Source organism: Frateuria sp. GZRR35 (genome assembly GCF_051900415.1).
Lineage (GTDB): Bacteria > Pseudomonadota > Gammaproteobacteria > Xanthomonadales > Rhodanobacteraceae > Frateuria_A.
The window spans coordinates 111290-130311 of record NZ_JBHZGL010000009.1 but is presented as its reverse complement, the minus strand read 5'-3'; the positions used below and the strand labels follow the sequence as shown (position 1 = coordinate 130311).

The 19022-nt window shown below is 66.7% G+C and carries 11 protein-coding genes and 1 tRNA gene; 6 read left to right on the top strand and 6 right to left on the bottom strand.

Annotated features, from left to right (window positions below):
- Genes ACFWZ3_RS12100 through ACFWZ3_RS12090 form a run of 3 tightly spaced genes read left to right on the top strand, consistent with a single transcriptional unit; the run spans position 1 to position 1429 of the window.
- Positions 1-417 carry a type IV pilin protein gene (locus ACFWZ3_RS12100; protein WP_439707973.1) on the top strand — a complete coding sequence of 139 codons (417 nt, stop codon included), beginning with the start codon at positions 1-3 and terminating at the stop codon, positions 415-417.
- Positions 402-848 carry a DUF4124 domain-containing protein gene (locus ACFWZ3_RS12095; protein ID WP_439707972.1) on the top strand — a complete coding sequence of 149 codons (447 nt, stop codon included), beginning with the start codon at positions 402-404 and terminating at the stop codon, positions 846-848. Before ACFWZ3_RS12100 ends, ACFWZ3_RS12095 begins: the two co-directional genes overlap by 16 nt.
- The gene (locus ACFWZ3_RS12090) at positions 845-1429 is read left to right on the top strand and encodes a GspH/FimT family pseudopilin (RefSeq protein WP_439707971.1); all 585 of its coding nucleotides are present in this window, start codon (positions 845-847) and stop codon (positions 1427-1429) included. Before ACFWZ3_RS12095 ends, ACFWZ3_RS12090 begins: the two co-directional genes overlap by 4 nt.
- A gap of 55 nt (positions 1430-1484) precedes the next feature.
- Here ACFWZ3_RS12090 and ACFWZ3_RS12085 read toward each other — a convergent pair.
- Positions 1485-1559, bottom strand: a tRNA-Val gene (locus tag ACFWZ3_RS12085).
- 103 nt (positions 1560-1662) lie between these two features.
- On the opposite strand from ACFWZ3_RS12085, the gene ACFWZ3_RS12080 reads away from it, so the two are divergent.
- Complete coding sequence (locus ACFWZ3_RS12080) at positions 1663-1989, top strand: lipid-A-disaccharide synthase N-terminal domain-containing protein (RefSeq protein WP_439707970.1); 327 nt, start codon at positions 1663-1665, stop codon at positions 1987-1989.
- A 140-nt stretch (positions 1990-2129) separates the two neighbouring features.
- On the opposite strand, the gene metH is transcribed toward ACFWZ3_RS12080, so the two are convergent.
- The 3 genes from metH to ACFWZ3_RS12065 all read right to left on the bottom strand — a co-directional run bounded on the left by metH (position 2130) and on the right by ACFWZ3_RS12065 (position 7147).
- Positions 2130-4883 (bottom strand): methionine synthase, encoded by a 2754-nt coding sequence (gene metH / locus ACFWZ3_RS12075; protein ID WP_439707969.1) that lies wholly within the window; start codon positions 4881-4883, stop codon positions 2130-2132.
- A gap of 175 nt (positions 4884-5058) precedes the next feature.
- Positions 5059-6138, bottom strand: coding sequence for a homocysteine S-methyltransferase family protein (locus ACFWZ3_RS12070; protein ID WP_439707968.1), 1080 nt, complete (start codon positions 6136-6138; stop codon positions 5059-5061).
- Between the two features lie 82 nt (positions 6139-6220).
- A complete protein-coding gene (locus ACFWZ3_RS12065) occupies positions 6221-7147 on the bottom strand; it encodes an ArsR/SmtB family transcription factor (protein WP_439707967.1) in 927 nt (308 codons plus the stop codon).
- A 247-nt stretch (positions 7148-7394) separates the two neighbouring features.
- Here ACFWZ3_RS12065 and ACFWZ3_RS12060 point away from each other — a divergent pair, with 247 nt between their 5' ends.
- Positions 7395-8555, top strand: a complete 1161-nt coding sequence (locus ACFWZ3_RS12060; RefSeq protein ID WP_439707966.1) for an acyl-CoA dehydrogenase family protein — start codon at positions 7395-7397, stop codon at positions 8553-8555.
- Positions 8556-9139: 584 nt separating this feature from the next.
- Here ACFWZ3_RS12060 and ACFWZ3_RS12055 read toward each other — a convergent pair.
- Both ACFWZ3_RS12055 and ACFWZ3_RS12050 read right to left on the bottom strand, forming a co-directional pair.
- Positions 9140-12319, bottom strand: a complete 3180-nt coding sequence (locus ACFWZ3_RS12055) for a multidrug efflux RND transporter permease subunit (protein WP_439707965.1) — start codon at positions 12317-12319, stop codon at positions 9140-9142.
- Positions 12320-12331: 12 nt separating this feature from the next.
- Positions 12332-13549: an efflux RND transporter periplasmic adaptor subunit gene (locus ACFWZ3_RS12050; RefSeq protein ID WP_439707964.1), complete on the bottom strand. Its 1218-nt coding sequence runs from the start codon at positions 13547-13549 to the stop codon at positions 12332-12334.
- Between the two features lie 447 nt (positions 13550-13996).
- On the opposite strand from ACFWZ3_RS12050, the gene ACFWZ3_RS12045 reads away from it, so the two are divergent.
- Positions 13997-18928, top strand: coding sequence for an NAD-glutamate dehydrogenase (locus ACFWZ3_RS12045; protein WP_439707963.1), 4932 nt, complete (start codon positions 13997-13999; stop codon positions 18926-18928).
- Positions 18929-19022: the final 94 nt, after the last annotated feature.

The window sequence follows — 19022 nt, the reverse complement described above, 5'->3', positions numbered from 1 at the left end:
ATGCGCAGGCAGCAGGGTTTTACGCTGATCGAAATGATGATCGTGTTGCTGATCGTCGCCATCCTGGCGGCGGTCGCGATTCCGTCATACCGCAGGTACGTGGTGCGTTCCCATCGTGTGGATGCGCAGCGCGCGCTTACCGAATTGGCGGCCAGGCAGGAGCGTTTCCTCTACAGCAACAACGCCTACGCCGACAGCGTCTCCAAGCTGGGTGGCACAAGTTCGATGGCCGGCAGCTACTACACGGTCAGCATCGACCCGGCCAGCGCCAGCACGACCACCTATACCCTGGTGGCCACCGCGACGGGCTCGCAGCACGACGACGATACGCAGTGCCAGACGCTCAGCCTCGACGAGACCGGTCGCCAGGAGTCGACCGGATCGACCGCCAACGATCCCAAATGCTGGGGCCGCTGAACATGAGGCGCGGAAAGCTCCTGGCCGGGTGTATCGCCGCGTGCATGTGCCTGGCCGCGACGGCCCAGGACGGCACGTATTACAAGTGGACCGATGCCAGCGGCACGGTCCATTTCAGTGCTTCACCTCCGCCCGGCCACAAGGCCGAGACGCTCACGCTTGAAGGGCAGGGCAGCGAGCAGGCCGCTCCCGCACCGCCGGCGTCGGTAGCCGAGCCCACGCCGCAACTGGAGGAGGCACAGGCGGCCTACCGCAAGCAGGCCTGCGACGCGGCACGCAATGATCTGGCGGTGCTCGAAAAGAACCGCATGGTGGTCAGCGGCAACAGCCCCGATGCAGCTACCAAGCTCGATGCGGAACAGCGCAACCAGGCCAAGCTCCGCACCAGGCATCGCATCACCCAGTTCTGCGAAACGGGGACCAAGCCATGAGCACGCGTGCGTCCAGGCCATCGCGCGGCTTCACGCTGATCGAACTGATGGTGACCGTGGTCGTGCTGGCGATCCTGGGAGGGATCGCTTTGCCCAACTTCCGCGACTTCATGCGCCGCAGCGCGGTCACTGCACAGTCCAACGCCGTGCTTGCCGACTTGCAGTACGCGCGCAACGACGCCATCACCCGTCGGGTGGTCACGGAGCTCTGCGGCAGCACGGACGGTGCTGCATGTACCGGTTCGAACACGTTCGAGGCCGGTTGGGTGATTTACCGGGAGACCGCGCCGGGGTCGGCGGCGACGTTTACCTCGGCCGACGAGGTGTTGCGCGTCACCCAGGCCAAGTCAGGCATCAGCGTCCGCCTGGTAGACGATACCGGCACGGCGGTAAACGACGTCGGGTTCAGCCAGGACGGTTCGACCACCAGTAATGCCCCGCTGAGCTTCCTGGTTTGCCCCATGTCCGAGGGCGATACCGTCGGCGAGAGTACCGACCGGGTGCAGGGCGCGGCGGTGTTGCTGTCCACTTCCGGGCGCGCGTCGATCCGGAAAATCGAGGCCGGCGGCCGCTGCGGCTGAGGCCGGCGCCCCCAAGGAAAAAACCCGGCACAAGGCCGGGTTTTTTTTTCGAACGTGGTGGGCGATGCAAGGATCGAACTTGCGACACCTGCCGTGTGAAGGCAGTGCTCTACCGCTGAGCTAATCGCCCGAGAGCGCGCAACTATACGGACCCTCGAGGGCGTGGTCAATGCCCACGTCGCATGCGGACGGCGTTGGGTAGAATGCCCGCCTTTCAGGCAGGCGCCGACCTCATGGATCTTCTCGCTCCCATCCTGCACGCGTTGCAGCAGTTCCACCTGACGCCGTGGAAGCTGGTCGGATTCACCGGCACGTTCATGTTCACCAGCCGCTGGTTCGTGCAGCTGTACTACACGCGCAAGTACAAGCGGGTCGTGATGCCGCTGGCCTTCTGGTGGCTGTCGGTGATCGGCAGCGCGCTGTTGCTCGCCTACTTCACCGTGGGCAAGAACGACTCGGTTGGAATCCTCTCCAATTTCTTTCCGGTGTTCGTGTCGGTCTACAACCTGGTGGTGCACATGCGCCATCGCAGGAACAGCGCCACCGGCGACGAGGTCTGAGGCGGCAAGCGGGCGCGATCGCCTGGACACGACGCCGACGGTAGACGCAAACACGGGTCACGCGGGCGTACGTTCCTGCAATCGGGTGCCGCGCGTGCGCGACCGGGTACTGTCGCGCCCAGGTACGCTCCCGCCGGGGGCTAGTCCGGGTCGTAATCGAGGTTCGATGCGAGCCAGCGCTCGGCGTCCTCGCGGCTCCAGCCTTTGCGCTTGGCGTAATCGTCGACCTGTTCGCGGGTAAGCCGGCCGACCACGAAGTACTGGCTGCCCGGATGGGAGAAGTACCAGCCCGAGACGGCCGCGGCCGGATACATCGAAAAGCCTTCCGTGAGTTCGATGCCGGCGTTGGCCTGGGCGTCGAGCAGCCGGAACAGGGTGGTCTTTTCGGTGTGATCTGGGCAGGCGGGATAGCCCGGGGCCGGGCGGATGCCCCGGTACTTCTCGGCGATCAGGGCTTCGTTGTCCAGCGCTTCGTCAGAGGCGTAGCCCCAGAATTCGCGGCGTACGCGTTCGTGCATGCGTTCGGCGAAGGCTTCGGCGAGACGGTCGGCGAGGGCCTTGAGGATGATTGACGAGTAGTCGTCGTGCTCGGCGTGGAAACGCTCCAGGTGCGGCTCGATGCCCAGGCCCGCGGTGACCGCGAAACCGCCGATCCAGTCGCGCTTGCCGTGCTCCTTTGGCGCGATGAAGTCGGACAGGCAGAGGTTCGGGCGCTCGACGGGTTTGTCAGCCTGCTGGCGCAGGTGGAGGAGCATGACCTTTGCTGCGGCCGCGCCGGCCGTAGTTTCCGGCAAGCCTTGGCCCCTTACGCTATCCCCATTCCCGGAGGGGGGAGGGAGCAGGTCCAGTTCAATGTCGTCGCCGACTCGGGTGGCAGGCCAGAAGCCGATGACGGCACGGGCGGTCAGCCACTTCCCGGCGACGATGCGGTCGAGCATCGTCTGCGCGTCCTTGAACAGCTCGGTCGCCTGGGGCCCCACGATCTCGTCGGTGAGGATCGCCGGGTAGTGGCCGGCCAGTTCCCAGGCCTGGAAGAACGGTGTCCAGTCGATGTACTCGCGCAGCTCCGCCAGGTCGTAATCGTCGAATACGGTAAGGCCCGGGCGGGCCGGCTGCGGCGGGTCGTAGTTCGCCCAGTCGCAGGTAAAGCGCTGCGCGCGGGCCTTTTCCAGCGGCACCAGCTGCTTGCCGGGGCCGCGGTGGCGGTGGCGCTCGCGCACCTCGGCGTACTCGGCGCGGATCTTTGCCATGAAGCCGTCGACCAGGTCCTTGCTGACCAGTGACTGCGCCACGCCGACCGCGCGCGAGGCGTCCTTCACCCACACGCACGGTGACTTGTAGTGCGGCTCGATCTTGAGCGCGGTGTGCGCGCGCGACGTGGTGGCACCGCCGATCAGCAGCGGCACGCTGAAGCCCTGGCGCTGCATTTCGCGGGCGACGTGGCCCATCTCTTCCAGCGACGGCGTGATCAGGCCGGACAGGCCGATCATGTCGGCCTTTTCGGCAATCGCGGTGTCCAGGATCTTCTGCGCCGGCACCATCACGCCCAGGTCGATCACGTCGAAGTTGTTGCAGCGCAGGACCACACCGACGATGTTCTTGCCGATGTCGTGCACGTCGCCCTTGACCGTGGCCATCACGATCTTGCCGTTGCTCTTGCCGGTGTCGCCCGTGCGTGCCTTTTCCGCTTCGATGTAGGGCAGCAGGTAGGCCACGGCCTTCTTCATGACGCGGGCGGACTTGACCACCTGCGGCAGGAACATCTTGCCGGCGCCGAACAGGTCGCCGACGACGTTCATGCCGTCCATCAACGGACCTTCGATGACGTCCAGCGGGCGCGTGCACTGTTGGCGCGCTTCCTCGGTGTCCTCGACCACGTACTGGTCGATGCCGTGGACCAGCGCGTGGGCGAGCCGTTCGCGCACGGGCCTGGCGCGCCAGGCGAGGCTTTCCACCACCACCTCGCCCTTCCTTGCCTTGTAGCGGTCGGCGATCTCCAGCAGCCGTTCGGTGGCGTCGGCCCGGCGGTTGAGCACCACGTCCTCGACCCGCTCGCGCAGCTCGGAATCCAGATCGTCGTAGATCGCCAGCGCACCGGCGTTGACGATGCCCATGTCCATGCCGGCCTTGATGGCGTGATACAGGAACACCGAGTGGATCGCCTCACGCACCACGTTGTTGCCGCGGAAGGAGAACGAGACGTTGGACACCCCGCCGGAAATGTGGCAGGCGGGAAAGCGTCGTTTCAGTTCGCGGGTGGCATCGATGAAATCCACCGCGTAGTTGTTGTGTTCCTCGATGCCGGTGGCGATGGCGAAGATGTTCGGGTCGAAGATGATGTCTTCGGGCGGAAAGTCGAGCTGCCCGGTAAGCAGGGCGTAGGCGCGCGAGCAGATCTCCACCTTGCGCGCGCAGGTATCGGCCTGGCCTTCCTCGTCGAACGCCATCACCACCGCGGCGGCGCCGTACTGGCGCACCTTGCGCGCCTGTTCGAGGAACGCTTCCTCGCCTTCCTTCATCGAGATCGAGTTGACGATGCCCTTGCCCTGCAGGCAGCGCAGGCCGGCTTCGATCACGCTCCATTTGGACGAATCGACCATCACCGGCACACGCGCGATGTCCGGCTCGGCGGCAATCAGGTTGAGGAAGCGCACCATCGCTGCCTCGGAGTCGATCAGGCCCTCGTCCATGTTGACGTCGATGATCTGCGCACCGTTGGCGACCTGCTGGCGCGCGACCTCGACGGCCTCCTCGTAGCGGTCTTCCTTGATCAGCTTCTTGAACTGCGCCGAGCCGGTGACGTTGGTGCGCTCGCCGACGTTGACGAAGAGCAGGTCAGGGGTGAGGACCAGCGGTTCGAGGCCGGAGAGGCGAGTGTGGCGGATGGTGGTCATGCGTCTGCTTTGGCTTTTTCTTGTGCTCCCTCTCCCCTCCGGGGAGAGGGCCGGGGTGAGGGGGCGGCGCTTGCGGGAAGGGCTAAAAGAGCGGGCTTTGGTGCTGGACCATCGCTAGAGTGGCCCCTCACCCCAACCCTCTCCCCGGAGGAGAGAGGGAGCGGGTTCCGGATATTCACGCGGCTTCCCGCGAGGCCACAGGCAACCGCCGCGGCGCGCAACCGCGCACCGCCTCGGCGATCGCGGCGATGTGCGCCGGCGTGGTGCCACAGCAGCCGCCCACCAGGTTGAGCAACCCATCGCGAGCGAAGCTCGCCACCACGCTCGCCATCTGTTCGGGCGTCTCGTCGTACTCGGCAAAGGCGTTGGGCAGGCCGGCGTTGGGGTGCGTGCTGACGTAGCAGTCGGCGATGTCGGCCAGGGTTTGCACGTGCGGGCGCAGGTCGGCCGCACCGAGTGCGCAGTTGAGGCCCACCGCCAGCGGGCGGGCGTGGGCGATCGAGTAGTAGAACGCCTCGGCGGTCTGGCCCGAGAGCGTGCGCCCGGAGCGGTCGGTGATCGTGCCGGAGATCATCACCGGCACGCGTGCGCCACGCTCGCGGAACAGCTCGGATAGCGCGAACAACGCTGCCTTGGCGTTGAGCGTGTCGAAGATGGTTTCCACCATCACGATGTCCGCTCCGCCGTCGATCAGGCCGGCGGCCGATTCGCGGTAGTTGGTCGCCAGTTCCTCGAACGTCACGTTACGAAAGCCTGGATCGTTGACGTCCGGCGACAGGGAGGCGGTGCGGCTGGTCGGTCCAAGCACGCCGATGGCGAAGCGGGGCTTGCCGGGCGTCCTGGCGGTGTACGCGTCGCAGGCGGCGCGCGCCAGCCGGGCGCCCTCCAGGTTGAGCTCGTACGCCAGGTGCTGGAGGTGATAGTCAGCCTGGCTGATGCGGGTGGAGTTGAAGGTATTGGTCTCGACCAGGTCGGCGCCCGCTTCGAGGTAGGCGTCGTGCACCCCGCGGATCAGCTCCGGGCGGGTGAGCGAGAGCAGGTCGTTGTTGCCCTTCAGGTCGCAGCCGCCCGGATGGGCATGGTCATGCCGGGTGTCGTGGCCGTGCGCGAAGCGCTCGCCGCGGAAGCCCGACTCGTCCAGCGCATGGCCTTGCAACATGGTGCCCATCGCGCCGTCGAGGATCAGGATGCGCTCGCGCAAGGCCTGTTCGAGCCGGGCGACGCGGTCGGGGTGGAGCCAGGGCAGGGTGGTCATGTTTTTCTCGACTTTGCGGGCGTGAGGCGGTTGCCCCCATCCGTCCTTCGGGCACTTCCCCGTGCGCGGGGAAGGAGCGGTTTTACGGTTTTCGGGCCAGCAGGCTGATCACTTCGAAATGCGGCGCCTTGCGCTCGCGACTCAGGCGCACGCAACTGGAGACGGTCAGCCCGGCGTCAGTGGCGAAGCGCGACAGCTCCTCGCGGGTGAAGCCAAGGTTGCGATGATCGAACGGCTCGACCGCGGTGGGATGGGCGTGCCTGCCCAGCGTCACGGCCAGCAGCCGGCCACCGCTGCGCAGCAGGCGCGCGGCTTCGGCCACGGCCTGGGCCGGACGTTCGGCATAGGTCAGCGCGTGCAGCATCAGCACCAGGTCGAAACGGCGCTTGCCAAGATCCAGCGCGTGCATGTCACCTTCGCGCACTTCCACGTTCGGGAAGGCCTGCAGGCGCTGCGCGGCGGCGGCGACCACGCGCTCGCTCGAGTCCACGCAGACGATCGATCGGGCATGCGGTGCCAGCAGCTCGGCGGTGATGCCGTCGCCCGAGGCGATGTCCAGTACGTCTCCGGTTTCGAGCAACTGCAGCAGCGAGCGGGCGAGGGTTTCCCAGGTGCGCCCAGGCGAGTAGTGGCGTTCCATGTCGCCGGCGACGGTGTCGGCCCAACCTTCGGCGCGGGCGCGGTTGGCCAGGACCGATGGCAGGCGCGCGGCATCTTCGCGCAGCAGGGCATCGTCGATGCTCTCGCGCAGCGAATGGAGCAGCGCGTGCTGGTGCGAGCCACCTTCGTTGTTGGCCCGGTAGTACGCCGACACGCCGGCACGGCGGTCGCGCACCAACTCGGCTTCCTTGAGCTTGGCCAGGTGCGTGGACACGCGCGGCTGTGCCAGGTGCAGCACCTGCGCCAGCTCGGCCACGGTCAGCTCCTCGCGCTCCAGCAGGGCGAGCAGGCGTACGCGGGTGGGATCGGCCAGCAGGCGCAGGACGCCGGAGGCGGTCGCCAGATCCATTTTCATCCTTTTATCGCGATGCAGAGATGGATAGGCTAGGCGGCCGGATCGGGAACGTCAAGGGCGGGACCGGCCCGGATCGGACACTGTATGAGCCCGCTTGCGGGCGATGCTCTTTGCCCATGCGGCAAAAGCATCGCCCGCAAGCGGGCTCCTGCAAGGTCAGCGCGTGCACGTGGCGCCTCCCTACGGGCGCGCATGCCGGTTCGGCTAAACTAGCGGGCTTCGCCAAGCCTTGGAGCCGCCCATGGATTTCCGTTTCACCGAAGACCAGCTCTCGATCCAGTCGATCGCCCGCGATTTCGCTTCGAGACGCATCGCGCCGGTGGCGGCCGAGCTGGACGCCAAGGGCCAGTTCCCGCTGGAGAACATCCAGGAGATGGGCCAGCTTGGCCTGATGGGCATCGAGGTGCCGACCGAGTACGGCGGCGCGGGCATGGACCCGATCGCCTATGTGCTGGCGATGATCGAGATCGCCGCGGCCGACGCCGCTACCTCGACCATCATGTCGGTCAACAACTCGCTGTTCTGCAACGGCATCCTCAAGCACGGCACCGAAGAGCAGAAGCAGACCTACGTGCGTGCCATCGCCTCGGGCGAGGCCATCGGCGCCTACGCATTGACCGAACCGCAGTCGGGCTCGGATGCCTCGGCCATGCACACGCGTGCGACAAGGAATGCCGACGGCGACTGGGTGATCAACGGCAAGAAGAGCTGGATCACCTCCGGTCCGGTCGCGCGCTACATCGTGCTGTTCGCGATCACCACGCCGGGCATCGGCGCCAAGGGCGTGTCTGCGTTCATCATCGATACCAAGCGCCCGGGCTTCCACGCGGGCAAGACCGAACCCAAGCTCGGTATCCGCGCGTCGGCCACCTGCGAAATCGAATTCAACGACTACGTCTGCCCGAAGGAAAACCTGCTGGGTCAGGAAGGCAAGGGTTTCGCGATCGCGATGGGCGTGCTGGATGCCGGCCGCATCGGTATCGCCTCGCAGGCCGTGGGCATTGCCCGCGCCGCCTATGAAGCCACATTGCAGTGGTCTCGCGACCGCAAGGCGTTCGGTGCGCCGATCGGCACGTTCCAGATGACCCAGGCCAAGATCGCCGACATGAAGTGCAAGCTGGACGCGGCCACTTTGCTGACGCTGCGTGCGGCATGGGCCAAGGGCGAGGCGGAGAAGAACGGTGGCCGCTTTGGCACCGAGGCGGCGATCGCCAAGCTCACCGCGTCGGAGGCGGCGATGTGGATCAGCCACCAGGCGGTGCAGATCCATGGCGGCATGGGCTATTCGAAGGAGATGCCGCTGGAGCGGTACTTCCGCGATGCCAAGATCACCGAGATTTACGAGGGCACCAGCGAGATCCAGCGCATCGTGATCGCTCGCAACGAGACCGGCCTGCGCTGAGTTTTTGCCACCCTCTCCCTTCCGGGGAGAGGGTTGGGGTGAAGGGGCGGGCTCGCGGGCATGCTTCCCGCATTGGGACGCTTTGGTTGTCGTTCTTGCGTGGTCTCTTCGCGACTTGGCTCGCCTGCGGCGGGCTTCCGATCGCCTGCCGGCGCTCGGGTCACTTTCTTTGCTGGCCCAAAGAGAAAGTAACCAAAGAAATGGCCCGGCTAAGCCCGGGGTGGCTAAAAAGCTAGGTGCCTGCGCGCTTTGCTTGGTCAGTCGCTTGCTCTTAGAGGAGCTGCCGCCGCTTTACCGCGGGCGCTCGGGAGCTGAGGCAAGAGGGCTTGCGCGTTCGGGTGCGGGAGCTTCGCACTTGGCTCCCTCTCCCCTCCGGGGAGAGGGTTGGGGTGAGGGGCCGGGGCTCGCGGGGTGCCTGTGACGCCAGATGCTTGGCCGCTCTTCGGCGTTTTGCTGCGCCTTGGCGCCTGTGCCTCCCAAAGAAAAGCCCGGGCATCGCCCGGGCTTTTTTCTTTTTCTGGATACTGAGGCGTGCCCCAACCTCTTGCCTCAGTCCTCCCCCTGAGGGGAGGAGGGAACAGGCATCAATGTCCGCGGCGCGGATCGGAGTCGAACGTGTGCGGGCCGTGGCCGATGCCTGGCTGCGCGGGACCGTTGCCATCGAGTTTGTCGCCCAGCAGGCGGCGCACCACCACGTAGAACACCGGAATCAGCAACACGCCAAGGAACGTGGCGAACAGCATGCCGCCGATCACGCCGGTGCCGATCGCGTGGCGGGCGTTGGCGCCGGCGCCGGAGGAGATGAACAGCGGGAACACGCCCAGTACGAACGCCAGCGAGGTCATCAGGATCGGTCGCAGGCGCAGACGCGAGGCTTCGATCACGCCTTCGCGCAATGTCCGGCCGTGTTGCTGTTGTTCGACCGCGAACTCCACGATCAGGATCGCGTTCTTCGCCGCCAGGCCGATCACCGTGATCAGGCCGACCTTGAAGTAGATGTCGTTGGGCAGCCCGCGCAGCAGCGTGAACACCACCGCACCCAGCAGACCCAGCGGCAACACCAGCAGCACCGAGACCGGAATCGACCAGCTCTCGTAGAGCGCCGCCAGCGCCAGGAACACGATCACGATCGACAGCACCATCAGCAGCGTGGCGGCATTGCCGGAAAGGATTTCCTGGTAGGACTGGCCGGTCCAGTCGAAGCCGTAGCCCTGCGGCAGGTCGTTGGTGACGATTTTCTCCATCTCGGCCATCGCCTCACCCGAGGCGTGCCCCGGCGTCGGCGAGCCGACGATCTCCACCGCCGCGTAACCGTTGTAGCGGTTGAGCGAAGGCGAGCCCATCTGCCAGTCGGCGTGCACCACGTTGGACAACGGGATCATCTCCGGCGTACCCGCGGCGGTGTTCTGCGTGCTGCTGGGGGTGAAGAAGTGCTGCAGTGCGTCCGGGCTCATGCGGTAGGGCGCATCGGCCTGCATGATCACGCGCTTGACGCGACCGCCGTAGGTGAAGTCGTTGACATACACCGGCGCCAGCATCAGGCCGACTGCGTTGTAGATGTCGCCCACCGACAGGCCCATCGACTGCGCCTGCACACGGTCGACGTCCAGATGCAGCTGCGGTGCGTCCTCCAGCGCGTTGGGTCGCACGCCGGTCAGCACCGGGTCCTGGCTGGCCTTGCCGAGCAGGGTATTGCGCGCCTGGGTCAGCGCGTCGCGGCCGAAGCCGGCGCGGTCCTGCAGGTACATATCGAAGCCGCCGAACTGGCCCAGGCCCTGCACCGTCGGGATGTTCACCACGAAGATGCGCGCATCGTGGATCTGGAACAGCGCCCCATTGGCCCGCTGGATGAACTCCGCCGCGGTGACGTCGCGCTCGGACCAGTCCTTGAGCTTGATGAAGGCCATGCCGGCGTTTTCGCCCGAGCCGATGAAGCTGAAGCCGGCGACCTGCAGCACGGTGTCGACCGCCGGATCCTTCTTCAGGATCTTCAGCATCTCGCCCATCACCTCTTCGGTGCGCTGCTTGGTGGCGCCCGGCGGCAGCTGGATCACCGACATCGCGTAGCCCTGGTCTTCCTCGGGCAGGAAGCTGCCGGGCAGGCGGGTGTAGAGGAAGCCGGCCAGCACCGCGACCAGCACGAACACGAACATCCAGCGCGGCGCGTGCCGCACGGCGCTGCCGACGTGGCCGGTATAGGTGCGGGTGGTCCAGTCGAAGAACTGGTTGAACTTGCGGAAGACGACGTTCTTCTTCTTGTGGTGCTCGGGCTTGAGGAAGCTCGCGCACAACGCCGGCGTGAACGACAGCGCCAGGAACGCCGAGAACGCCATCGACACGGCGATGGTCAGCGCGAACTGGCGATAGATGATGCCGGTGGCGCCCGGTTGCAGTGCCGAGGGCACGAACACCGCCGTCAGCACCACCGTGATGGCCACCACCGCGCCGGTGATCTGGCCCATCGCCTTGCGCGTGGCATCCTTCGGCGAGAGGTTCTCCTCGGTCATGATGCGCTCGACGTTCTCGATCACCACGATCGCGTCGTCGACCACGATGCCGATCGCCAGCACCATGCCGAACAAGGTCAGCTGGTTGATGGTGAAGCCCAGCACCAGCATGCCCAGGAAAGTGCCCAGCAGCGCCACCGGGATCACCAGCGTCGGGATGATGGTGGCGCGGATGTTCTGCAGGAACAGCAGCATCACCAGGAAGACGAGGATGATCGCCTCGATCAGCGTGTGCACCACCTCGTCGATGGAGATCTTCACGAACGCGGTGCTGTCGTACGGGCTGAACCAGGTCACGCCCGGCGGGAAGCTGGGAGCGAGCTCGTCCATCTTGCCGCGCACGGCCGTGGCCACGTTGAGCGCGTTGGCGCCGGGCAGCAGCTGGATCGCGAAGGCGCCGATCGGCTTGCCGTCCACCGTGGTGTTGAAGCCGTAGCTGCCGGGGCCGAAGCTGATCCGGGCTACGTCGCCGAGCTTGACGGTGGTGCCGTCGGGGTTGGCGCGCAGGATGATGCCGGCGAATTGCTCGGGACTGGTGAAGCGGCCCTCGGTCGATACCGTGGCGGTGAAGCCCTGGCCGGGCAACGCCGGGTCCGCGCCGATCGAGCCGGCGGCGAACTGCACGTTCTGCGCGCGGATCGCATCCAGTACCTGGGTTGCCGAGAGGTCGTAGCCGTGCAGCTTGTCCGGGTTGAGCCAGATGCGCATGGCGTATTCGGAACCGAACTGGTTGGTGCTGCCCACGCCCGGCACGCGGGCGATCTGGTCGAGCACCTGCGTGCCGACGATGTCGCTCAGCCGGTCGCGGTCGATGTTCGGATTGTCCGACTTGAGCGCCACCACCATCAGGAAGCCGGAATTGGCCTTGGCCACTACCACACCCTGCTGGGTCACCTCCGAGGGCAGGCGCGGCGTGGCCAGCGAGACCTTGTTCTGCACCTGCACCTGGGCGATGTCCGGGTCGGTGCCGCTCTCGAAGGTCAGCGTGATGTTGGCGCGGCCGCTGGCACTGGAAGATGAGCTGAAGTACAGCAGGTGATCGATGCCGGTCAGCTGCTGCTCGATCACCTGGGTGACCGCCTTCTCGGTGGTCTCGGCGCTGGCGCCCGGATACGAGGCGCTCACCGTCACCGAAGGCGGCGCGATGTTCGGGTAGGACTCCACGCCCAGGTTGAGGATGGCCAGCACGCCGCCCAGCGAGATCAGGATGGCCACCACCCAGGCGAAGATCGGGCGGTCGATGAAGAAACTCGGCATGAGGTCGCTCCGTTACTTGCCGTGCGCGGTCGCGGCGGCGGCCGGCGCCTTGGCGGCAACCGGAGCCTGGCCGGCCGGGGCCGGCGGCTGCCACGGGGACGGGTTGGCAGGGGCGCCTTCCTTGACGTTCTGCACGCCCGAGACGATCACCTTCTCGCCGGCCTTCAGCCCACGGGTGACGACCCAGTTGCCACCCTGCATGGAGGCGGTGGTGATGTCATGGCGGGCAACCTTGCCGTCGGGGCCGACCACGTAGACGTAAGCACCCACGGTGTCGCGCAGCACCGCCGCCTGCGGCACCACGAACACATTGTGGCGCTGGCCGAGCGAGGCCTCGATCGTGACGTACATGCCCGGCAGCAGCGTGTGCTCGGGGTTGGGGATGCGCGCGCGCAGCGACACGGCGCCGGTGGCCGGATCGACCGACGTGGAGGAGAAGTCGACCGTGCCAGGCTGCGCATAGGTGCTGCCGTCAGGCAGGGTCACGCGCACGCTGGCGTTCTTGTCGCTCTTGCCGGCGACCGCCAGCGACACGTTGCCCTGGCCCTGCGCCTGGCGCAGCTGCTCGAGCTCGGACACGCTCATGTTGAAGTTCACGTACAGCGGATCGATCTGCTCGACGGTGGTGAGCAGCGTGGCCTCACCCTGGCCGACCAGCGCGCCTTCGGTGACCTGCTGCTGGCCGGCCCGGCCATCGATCGGCGAGCGAACGTCGGCGTAACCAAGGTTGATCTGCGCCGACTGCACCGAGGCGCGCGCCTGCTGCACGGCGGCCTTGGCGCTGCGCTCGGTGGCCAGGGCGCTGTCCAGGTCGGCCTTGGAAACGTAGCCCTTGGGCGCCAGCTCGCGCGCACGGTCGGCGTTGACCTGGGCATTGGTGTAGCTCGCCTGCGCCTGCGCCAGGCTGGCCTGCGCCGCGCCCAGCGTCGCCTTCAGCGGTGCCGGATCGATCTGGAACAGCAACTGCCCCTTCTCGACGTCGGTGCCTTCATCGAAAGTGCGCTTGAGCAGCACGCCGGGCACACGGGCGCGCACGTCGGCGCTGCGGAACGGCGACAGGCGGCCGACCAGGTCCTTGTTCAGCGGCACGGTCTGCGCCTTGAGTGTGACCACTCCCACCTGCGGCGGCGGCATCTGCTGCTGTCCCTGCGGCTGGTCCTTGCCGCCACAGGCGGCCAGGGCGAGCATGCCGAGGCACAGGGCCAGGGTGCGCGTTGTCGTGGACTTCATGGGAACTCCATTCTTATGAGGCGTGATTCTTGAGGACGCGGCGGGGAAGCCGGCGAGCATACGAGCGTCGACGTGGCCGACCAGTGCCAGTGGTCGTGACACGACGTGCCGGCGGTGGGGCAACCGCCGGCCGGGAAGCGCAACTATACCGGCCAGTTTACATATGGTGAGCCGCCGCGGCCAAGACTTGCTTATGGCACGGGAATGTGGACAAAGCCGCGGCACGTGCATGGTTCGCGTGGACGACCCATCCGTGCGCGGGCGCACGGTGAAGTGCGCAACGCACGGGGGTGCACCGGCATCTTGAATTGACGGTGTATGCGCGTGCCCGACGGCCCGTCGACAGTGGCCTCATCGGTGGAATCGCCCTGACGCGAGGCGTATCCTTTTCGGGCTTTACGCCTCCCCAGCGTGGGCACCACTCGTTTCCACTGACAAGCAGATGCCATGAATGCCATTCGCGCGACCAGCGACAGCACGGTTCCCCCGGCTGTCTTCGAGGAACTGAAGAAAAGCGGCTTTGCGACCGGGCGCCTTGATGAGGCGCAATTTTTTATCGGCGCCTTCTTCGCGCGGATGGCGCACAGCGACGTGGACCTGCATACCCCGGCCGAGTGGGCCGGGCTGATCGGCGGACTGATGGATTTCGTCCAGCAGCGTGAACCGGACCGCGCCAAGGTGCGCGTGTTCAATCCCGAGCGCGGCCATGCCGGCCGCAGCGTGATCGAGGTCGTCACCGACGACATGCCCTTCTTGGTCGACACGGTGAGCATGGTCGCCTCCGACGACCTGCAGATCCATGCCGTGATCCATCCGGTGGTCAGCGCCGCGCGCGACGCCAAGGGCCAGCTGAAGCAGCTGGGCGGCGAGGGCGGCAAGCCCGAATCGGTGATGCATTTCGAGGTCGATCGCGTGGCCGACGAGGCGGCGCAGGCCGCGCTCAAGGCACGCGTCGAGGCGGCACTGGAAGACGTGCGCGTGGCCGTGGACGACTGGTCGACCATGCGTGACAAGGCGCTGGCGATCGCCACCGATCTGCCGCAGCGCAAGCTGCCCGTGGGCGAGAGCGCCGTGGGCGAGGCCTCTGCGTTCCTGCGTTGGCTGGCCGACGACAACTTCACCTTCCTGGGCTACCGCGAATACGAAGTCACGGAGGCCGATGGCGAAGAAGTGCTGCGCGCCATCAACGACTCCGGCCTGGGCATCCTGCGCGGCAGCGAGCGTTCGGTCGCGCCGCGTTCGCTTCGCAGCCTGGCGGCTTCCGCCTTGCCGCAGTCGGGTTCGACCGATGCGGTCATCCTCACCAAGACCAACGCCCGCTCGCATGTGCACCGTCCGGGCTACATGGATTACGTGGGCGTGCTCAAGTTCGACGCCAACGGCAAGCCGGTCGCCGAGCAGCGCTTCCTGGGCCTGTTCTCGTCCAACGCCTACATGGCCCGTCCGCAAGACGTGCCGCTGATCCGCCAGAAGGTCGAGACGGTGATGTGCCGCTCGGGGCTCAAGCGCGACTCCTATTCCGGCAAGTCGCTGCGCCATATCCTGGAAACGCTGCCGCGCGACGAGCTGTTCCAGAGCAGCGAGGACGAGCTGTTCGGCATCTCCTGCGGCATCCTGGACCTGCGCCAGCGCGCCCGCACGCGCCTGTTCGTGCGCCGCGACCGCTACGGCCGCTTCTACACCTGCCTGGTCTACGTGCCGCGCGAGCGCTTCAACACCACGGTGCGCGAGCGCATCGAGAACCTGCTGCGCGACGCGCTGCACGGCGAGCACGTCGACTCCGCAGTGCTGATGGGCGAGGCTGCGCTGGCCCGCCTGCACGTGGTCGTGCGCCCGAAGATCGGGGATCGCGCCAGCTATGACGCCGCCGCGCTGGAGCAGTCCGTCGCCGCCATCGTGCGCAACTGGCACGACGACGTGCGCGACGCGCTGGTCCAGGCCCGTGGCGACCACGAGGGCGTGGTGCTGGCCAACCGCTACGTGAAGTCGCTTCCGGTTGGCTACGTCGACGAGGTGAGCCCGGAGGTCGCCGCCGAGGACGTCTACGAGCTCTCGCAGCTCGAGGGCGACGATGCCGTGCGCATGTCCTTCTACCACCCGCCGCAGCGGCCGGACGAACTGCGTTTCAAGGTCTACCGTTCCGGCAGCGACATCGCGCTTTCCGAAGTGCTGCCGCAGCTGGAGAACCTGGGCCTGCGCGTGCTGACCGAGCACGTCTATGACGTGCGCACCGGCGGCACGCCGCTGTTCATCCAGGACTTCGAGGTGCAGCCGGTCGGCCACCTCACCTTTACCGTGGAGCAGGTCGGCTCGCTGTTCGAGGACGCCTTCGAGCAGGTCTGGCGCGCCAATGCCGAGAACGACGGCTTCAACCGGCTGGTGCTGGGCGCCAAGCTCAACTGGCGCCAGGTCGCCATGCTGCGCGGTTACTGCAAGTATCTGCTGCAGACCGGCGTGTCGTTCTCGCAGGCGTACATGGAAGATGCGCTAAACCGCTATCCGGCCATCGCCGGCCTGCTGGTGGAGCTGTTCAACGCCAAGTTCGACCCGCGCCGCGAAAGCCTCTCGGCCGACGAGCTCAAGACCGCCGGCGAGCTGCTCGACGCCGAGATGCGCGTGCTGATCCCGGGCAACGTGCAGGGCGCGCAGCCGGCCCTGGTCGACAACCTGGTCGGCATGCTCTCGCGTCCGCGCACCGAGCAGGTGGCGACCCTGGAGGAGGCCATCGCCACGTTGCTGGAGAACGTCTCCAGCCTCGACGACGACCGCATCCTGCGCAGCTTCCTGGGGGTGATCCGCGCCACCTTGCGCACCAGCTTCTTCCAGCAGTGGGACGGCGCCTACCGCCCGTACATCAGCTTCAAGTTCGACTCGCACAAGGTGCCCGAGCTGCCCAAGCCGGTGCCGTATCGCGAGATCTTCGTCTCCGCCGCGCGCGTGGAAGGCATCCACCTGCGCTTCGGCGCGGTCGCCCGTGGCGGCCTGCGCTGGTCGGACCGCCGCGAGGACTTCCGCACCGAGGTGCTGGGCCTGGTCAAGGCGCAGATGGTCAAGAACACCGTCATTGTGCCGGTCGGTTCCAAGGGCGGTTTCTTCGTCAAGCGTCCGCCGGTCGGCGCCGACCGTGATGCGCAGATCGCCGAGGGCATCGCCTGCTACAAGATGTTCATCAACGGCCTGCTCGACATCACCGACAACCTGGTCGAGGGCAAGGTGGTGCCGCCGCACGAAGTGGTGCGCCACGACCAGGACGACCCTTACCTGGTGGTCGCGGCCGACAAGGGCACGGCGACGTTCTCCGACATCGCCAACGCCATCTCGATCGAGCACAACTTCTGGCTGGGCGACGCGTTCGCCTCCGGCGGCTCGAACGGCTACGACCACAAGGGCATGGGTATCACCGCCAAGGGTGCGTGGGAATCGGTCAAGCGCCACTTCCGCGCGCTCGGCCGTGACTCGCAGAGCCAGGATTTCACCTGCGTCGGCATCGGCGACATGTCCGGCGACGTGTTCGGCAACGGCATGCTGCTGTCCGAGCACATCCGCCTGCTGGCCGCGTTCGACCATCGCCACATCTTCCTGGACCCGAACCCGGATGCGGCGAAGTCGTTTGCCGAGCGCCAGCGCATGTTCAAGATCCCGCGCTCGAGCTGGGAGGACTACGACAAGTCGCTGATCTCCGAGGGTGGCGGCATCTATCCGCGCAGCGCCAAATCGATCCCGGTCTCGCCGCAGGTGCGCCAGGCGCTCGGCCTGAAGGACGACGTGACCCAGCTCAATCCGAACGAGCTGATGAGCGCGATCCTCAAGGCGCCGGTCGACCTGCTGTGGAACGGCGGCATCGGCACCTACGTGAAGTCCTCGCAGGAAACCAACGCCGACGTCGGTGACCGCGCCAACAACGCGCTGCGCATCAATGGCGCCGACCTGCGCTGCAAGGTCGTGGGCGAGGGCGGCAACCTGGGCTTCACCCAGAAGGGCCGCATCGAGGCGGCCCAGCACGGCGTGCTGCTCAATACCGACTTCATCGACAACTCAGCCGGCGTAGACACCTCCGACCACGAGGTCAACATCAAGATCCTGCTCAACGACGCGGTGCGCCGCGGCGAGCTGACCGAGGAAGGCCGCAACAAGCAGCTGGCCGCGATGACCGACGAGGTCGGCCAACTGGTGCTGTGGGACAACTACCGCCAGAACCAGGCGATCACCCTGATGGAACACCAGTCGGTCAAGCGGCTGGGTTCGATGGCGCACTTCATCCGCGAGCTGGAGGCCCAGGGCCTGCTCGACCGCCAGGTCGAGAACCTGCCCTCCGACGCGGAGCTGTCCGAGCGCAAGGCGCGTCACCAGGGCCTGACCCGGCCGGAACTTTCGGTGCTGCTGTCCTACGACAAGATCAAGCTGTTCCAGCAGTTGCTCGAGTCGGACGTGCCGGAAGATCCGTACCTGTCCAAGGAGCTGGTGCGCTACTTCCCCGAGCCGCTGCACGAGAAGTACGCGGACAACATGCAGCGCCATCGCCTGAAGCGCGAGATCATCGCCACCGCGGTGACCAACTCGACGATCAACCGCATGGGCGCCACCTTCATGCTGCGCATGCAGGAGGACACCGGGCAGGGTCCGGCGGCGATCGCCAAGGCGTACACCGCCGCGCGCGAGATCCTCGACGCCCGCGAACTGTGGGCCGAGATCGAGGCGCTCGACGGCAAGGTCGCCGAGGACACCCAGATCGACGCGATCATGCAGATATGGTCGCAGCTGCGCCACATGACCCGCTGGCTGCTCAACCGCCCGGGCGCCAGCCTGGACATCGCTGCCAACGTCGAGCGCTACCAGGCCGGCGTCACCGCGCTGCGCCAGGGCCTGCCCGATGTGCTGACCGAGACCGGCAAGGCCGACTTCGAGCTCAGCTGCGAGAAGTGGGAAGGCTTGGGCGTGCCGAAGGCGCTGGCCGTGCGGCTGGCCCGCATGCCGGTGCTGCGCGCGGTGCTGGACATGTGCGAAGTCGCCCAGCAGAGCGGCCAGCCGATCACCACCGTCGCCCGCGTGTTCTACGAACTGGGCGAAGCGCTGGACCTGGAATGGCTGCGTGGCCAGATCGAGGCACTGCCGGTGGAAGGTCACTGGCACGCGCAGGCGCGCGGTTCGCTGCTGGACGAGCTCAACCACCAGCATCGCGCACTGGCCCAGCAGGTGCTGGCGCTGGCCGGTGACCGCAAGGACGCCTCGCCGGTGCAGGCGTGGCTGCAGCGTGACGATGCCACGCTCAACTACACCCGCAGCATGCTCGCCGAGATCCTGACCCAGAACGCGGACTACCCGATCGCCTCGGTCGCCGTCCGTCGTTTGGCACAGCTGGCGCAGGTGCCGGTGGGTTGATGCACGGAGCCCGGTACGCCGGGCCTTCTCTGTAGGAGCGCCCTTGGGCGCGACCGCCATGTTCCGCGTCAATGGGAGATGGCAGTCGCGCCCG

Coding starts and splice junctions, on each gene's coding strand:
- ACFWZ3_RS12100 (WP_439707973.1), top strand. CDS start 1: ATGCGCAGGCAGCAGGGTTTTACGCTGATCGAAATGATGATCGTGTTG.
- ACFWZ3_RS12095 (WP_439707972.1), top strand. CDS start 402: ATGCTGGGGCCGCTGAACATGAGGCGCGGAAAGCTCCTGGCCGGGTGT.
- ACFWZ3_RS12090 (WP_439707971.1), top strand. CDS start 845: ATGAGCACGCGTGCGTCCAGGCCATCGCGCGGCTTCACGCTGATCGAA.
- ACFWZ3_RS12080 (WP_439707970.1), top strand. CDS start 1,663: ATGGATCTTCTCGCTCCCATCCTGCACGCGTTGCAGCAGTTCCACCTG.
- metH (WP_439707969.1), bottom strand. CDS start 4,883: ATGACCACCATCCGCCACACTCGCCTCTCCGGCCTCGAACCGCTGGTC.
- ACFWZ3_RS12070 (WP_439707968.1), bottom strand. CDS start 6,138: ATGACCACCCTGCCCTGGCTCCACCCCGACCGCGTCGCCCGGCTCGAA.
- ACFWZ3_RS12065 (WP_439707967.1), bottom strand. CDS start 7,147: ATGGATCTGGCGACCGCCTCCGGCGTCCTGCGCCTGCTGGCCGATCCC.
- ACFWZ3_RS12060 (WP_439707966.1), top strand. CDS start 7,395: ATGGATTTCCGTTTCACCGAAGACCAGCTCTCGATCCAGTCGATCGCC.
- ACFWZ3_RS12055 (WP_439707965.1), bottom strand. CDS start 12,319: ATGCCGAGTTTCTTCATCGACCGCCCGATCTTCGCCTGGGTGGTGGCC.
- ACFWZ3_RS12050 (WP_439707964.1), bottom strand. CDS start 13,549: ATGAAGTCCACGACAACGCGCACCCTGGCCCTGTGCCTCGGCATGCTC.
- ACFWZ3_RS12045 (WP_439707963.1), top strand. CDS start 13,997: ATGAATGCCATTCGCGCGACCAGCGACAGCACGGTTCCCCCGGCTGTC.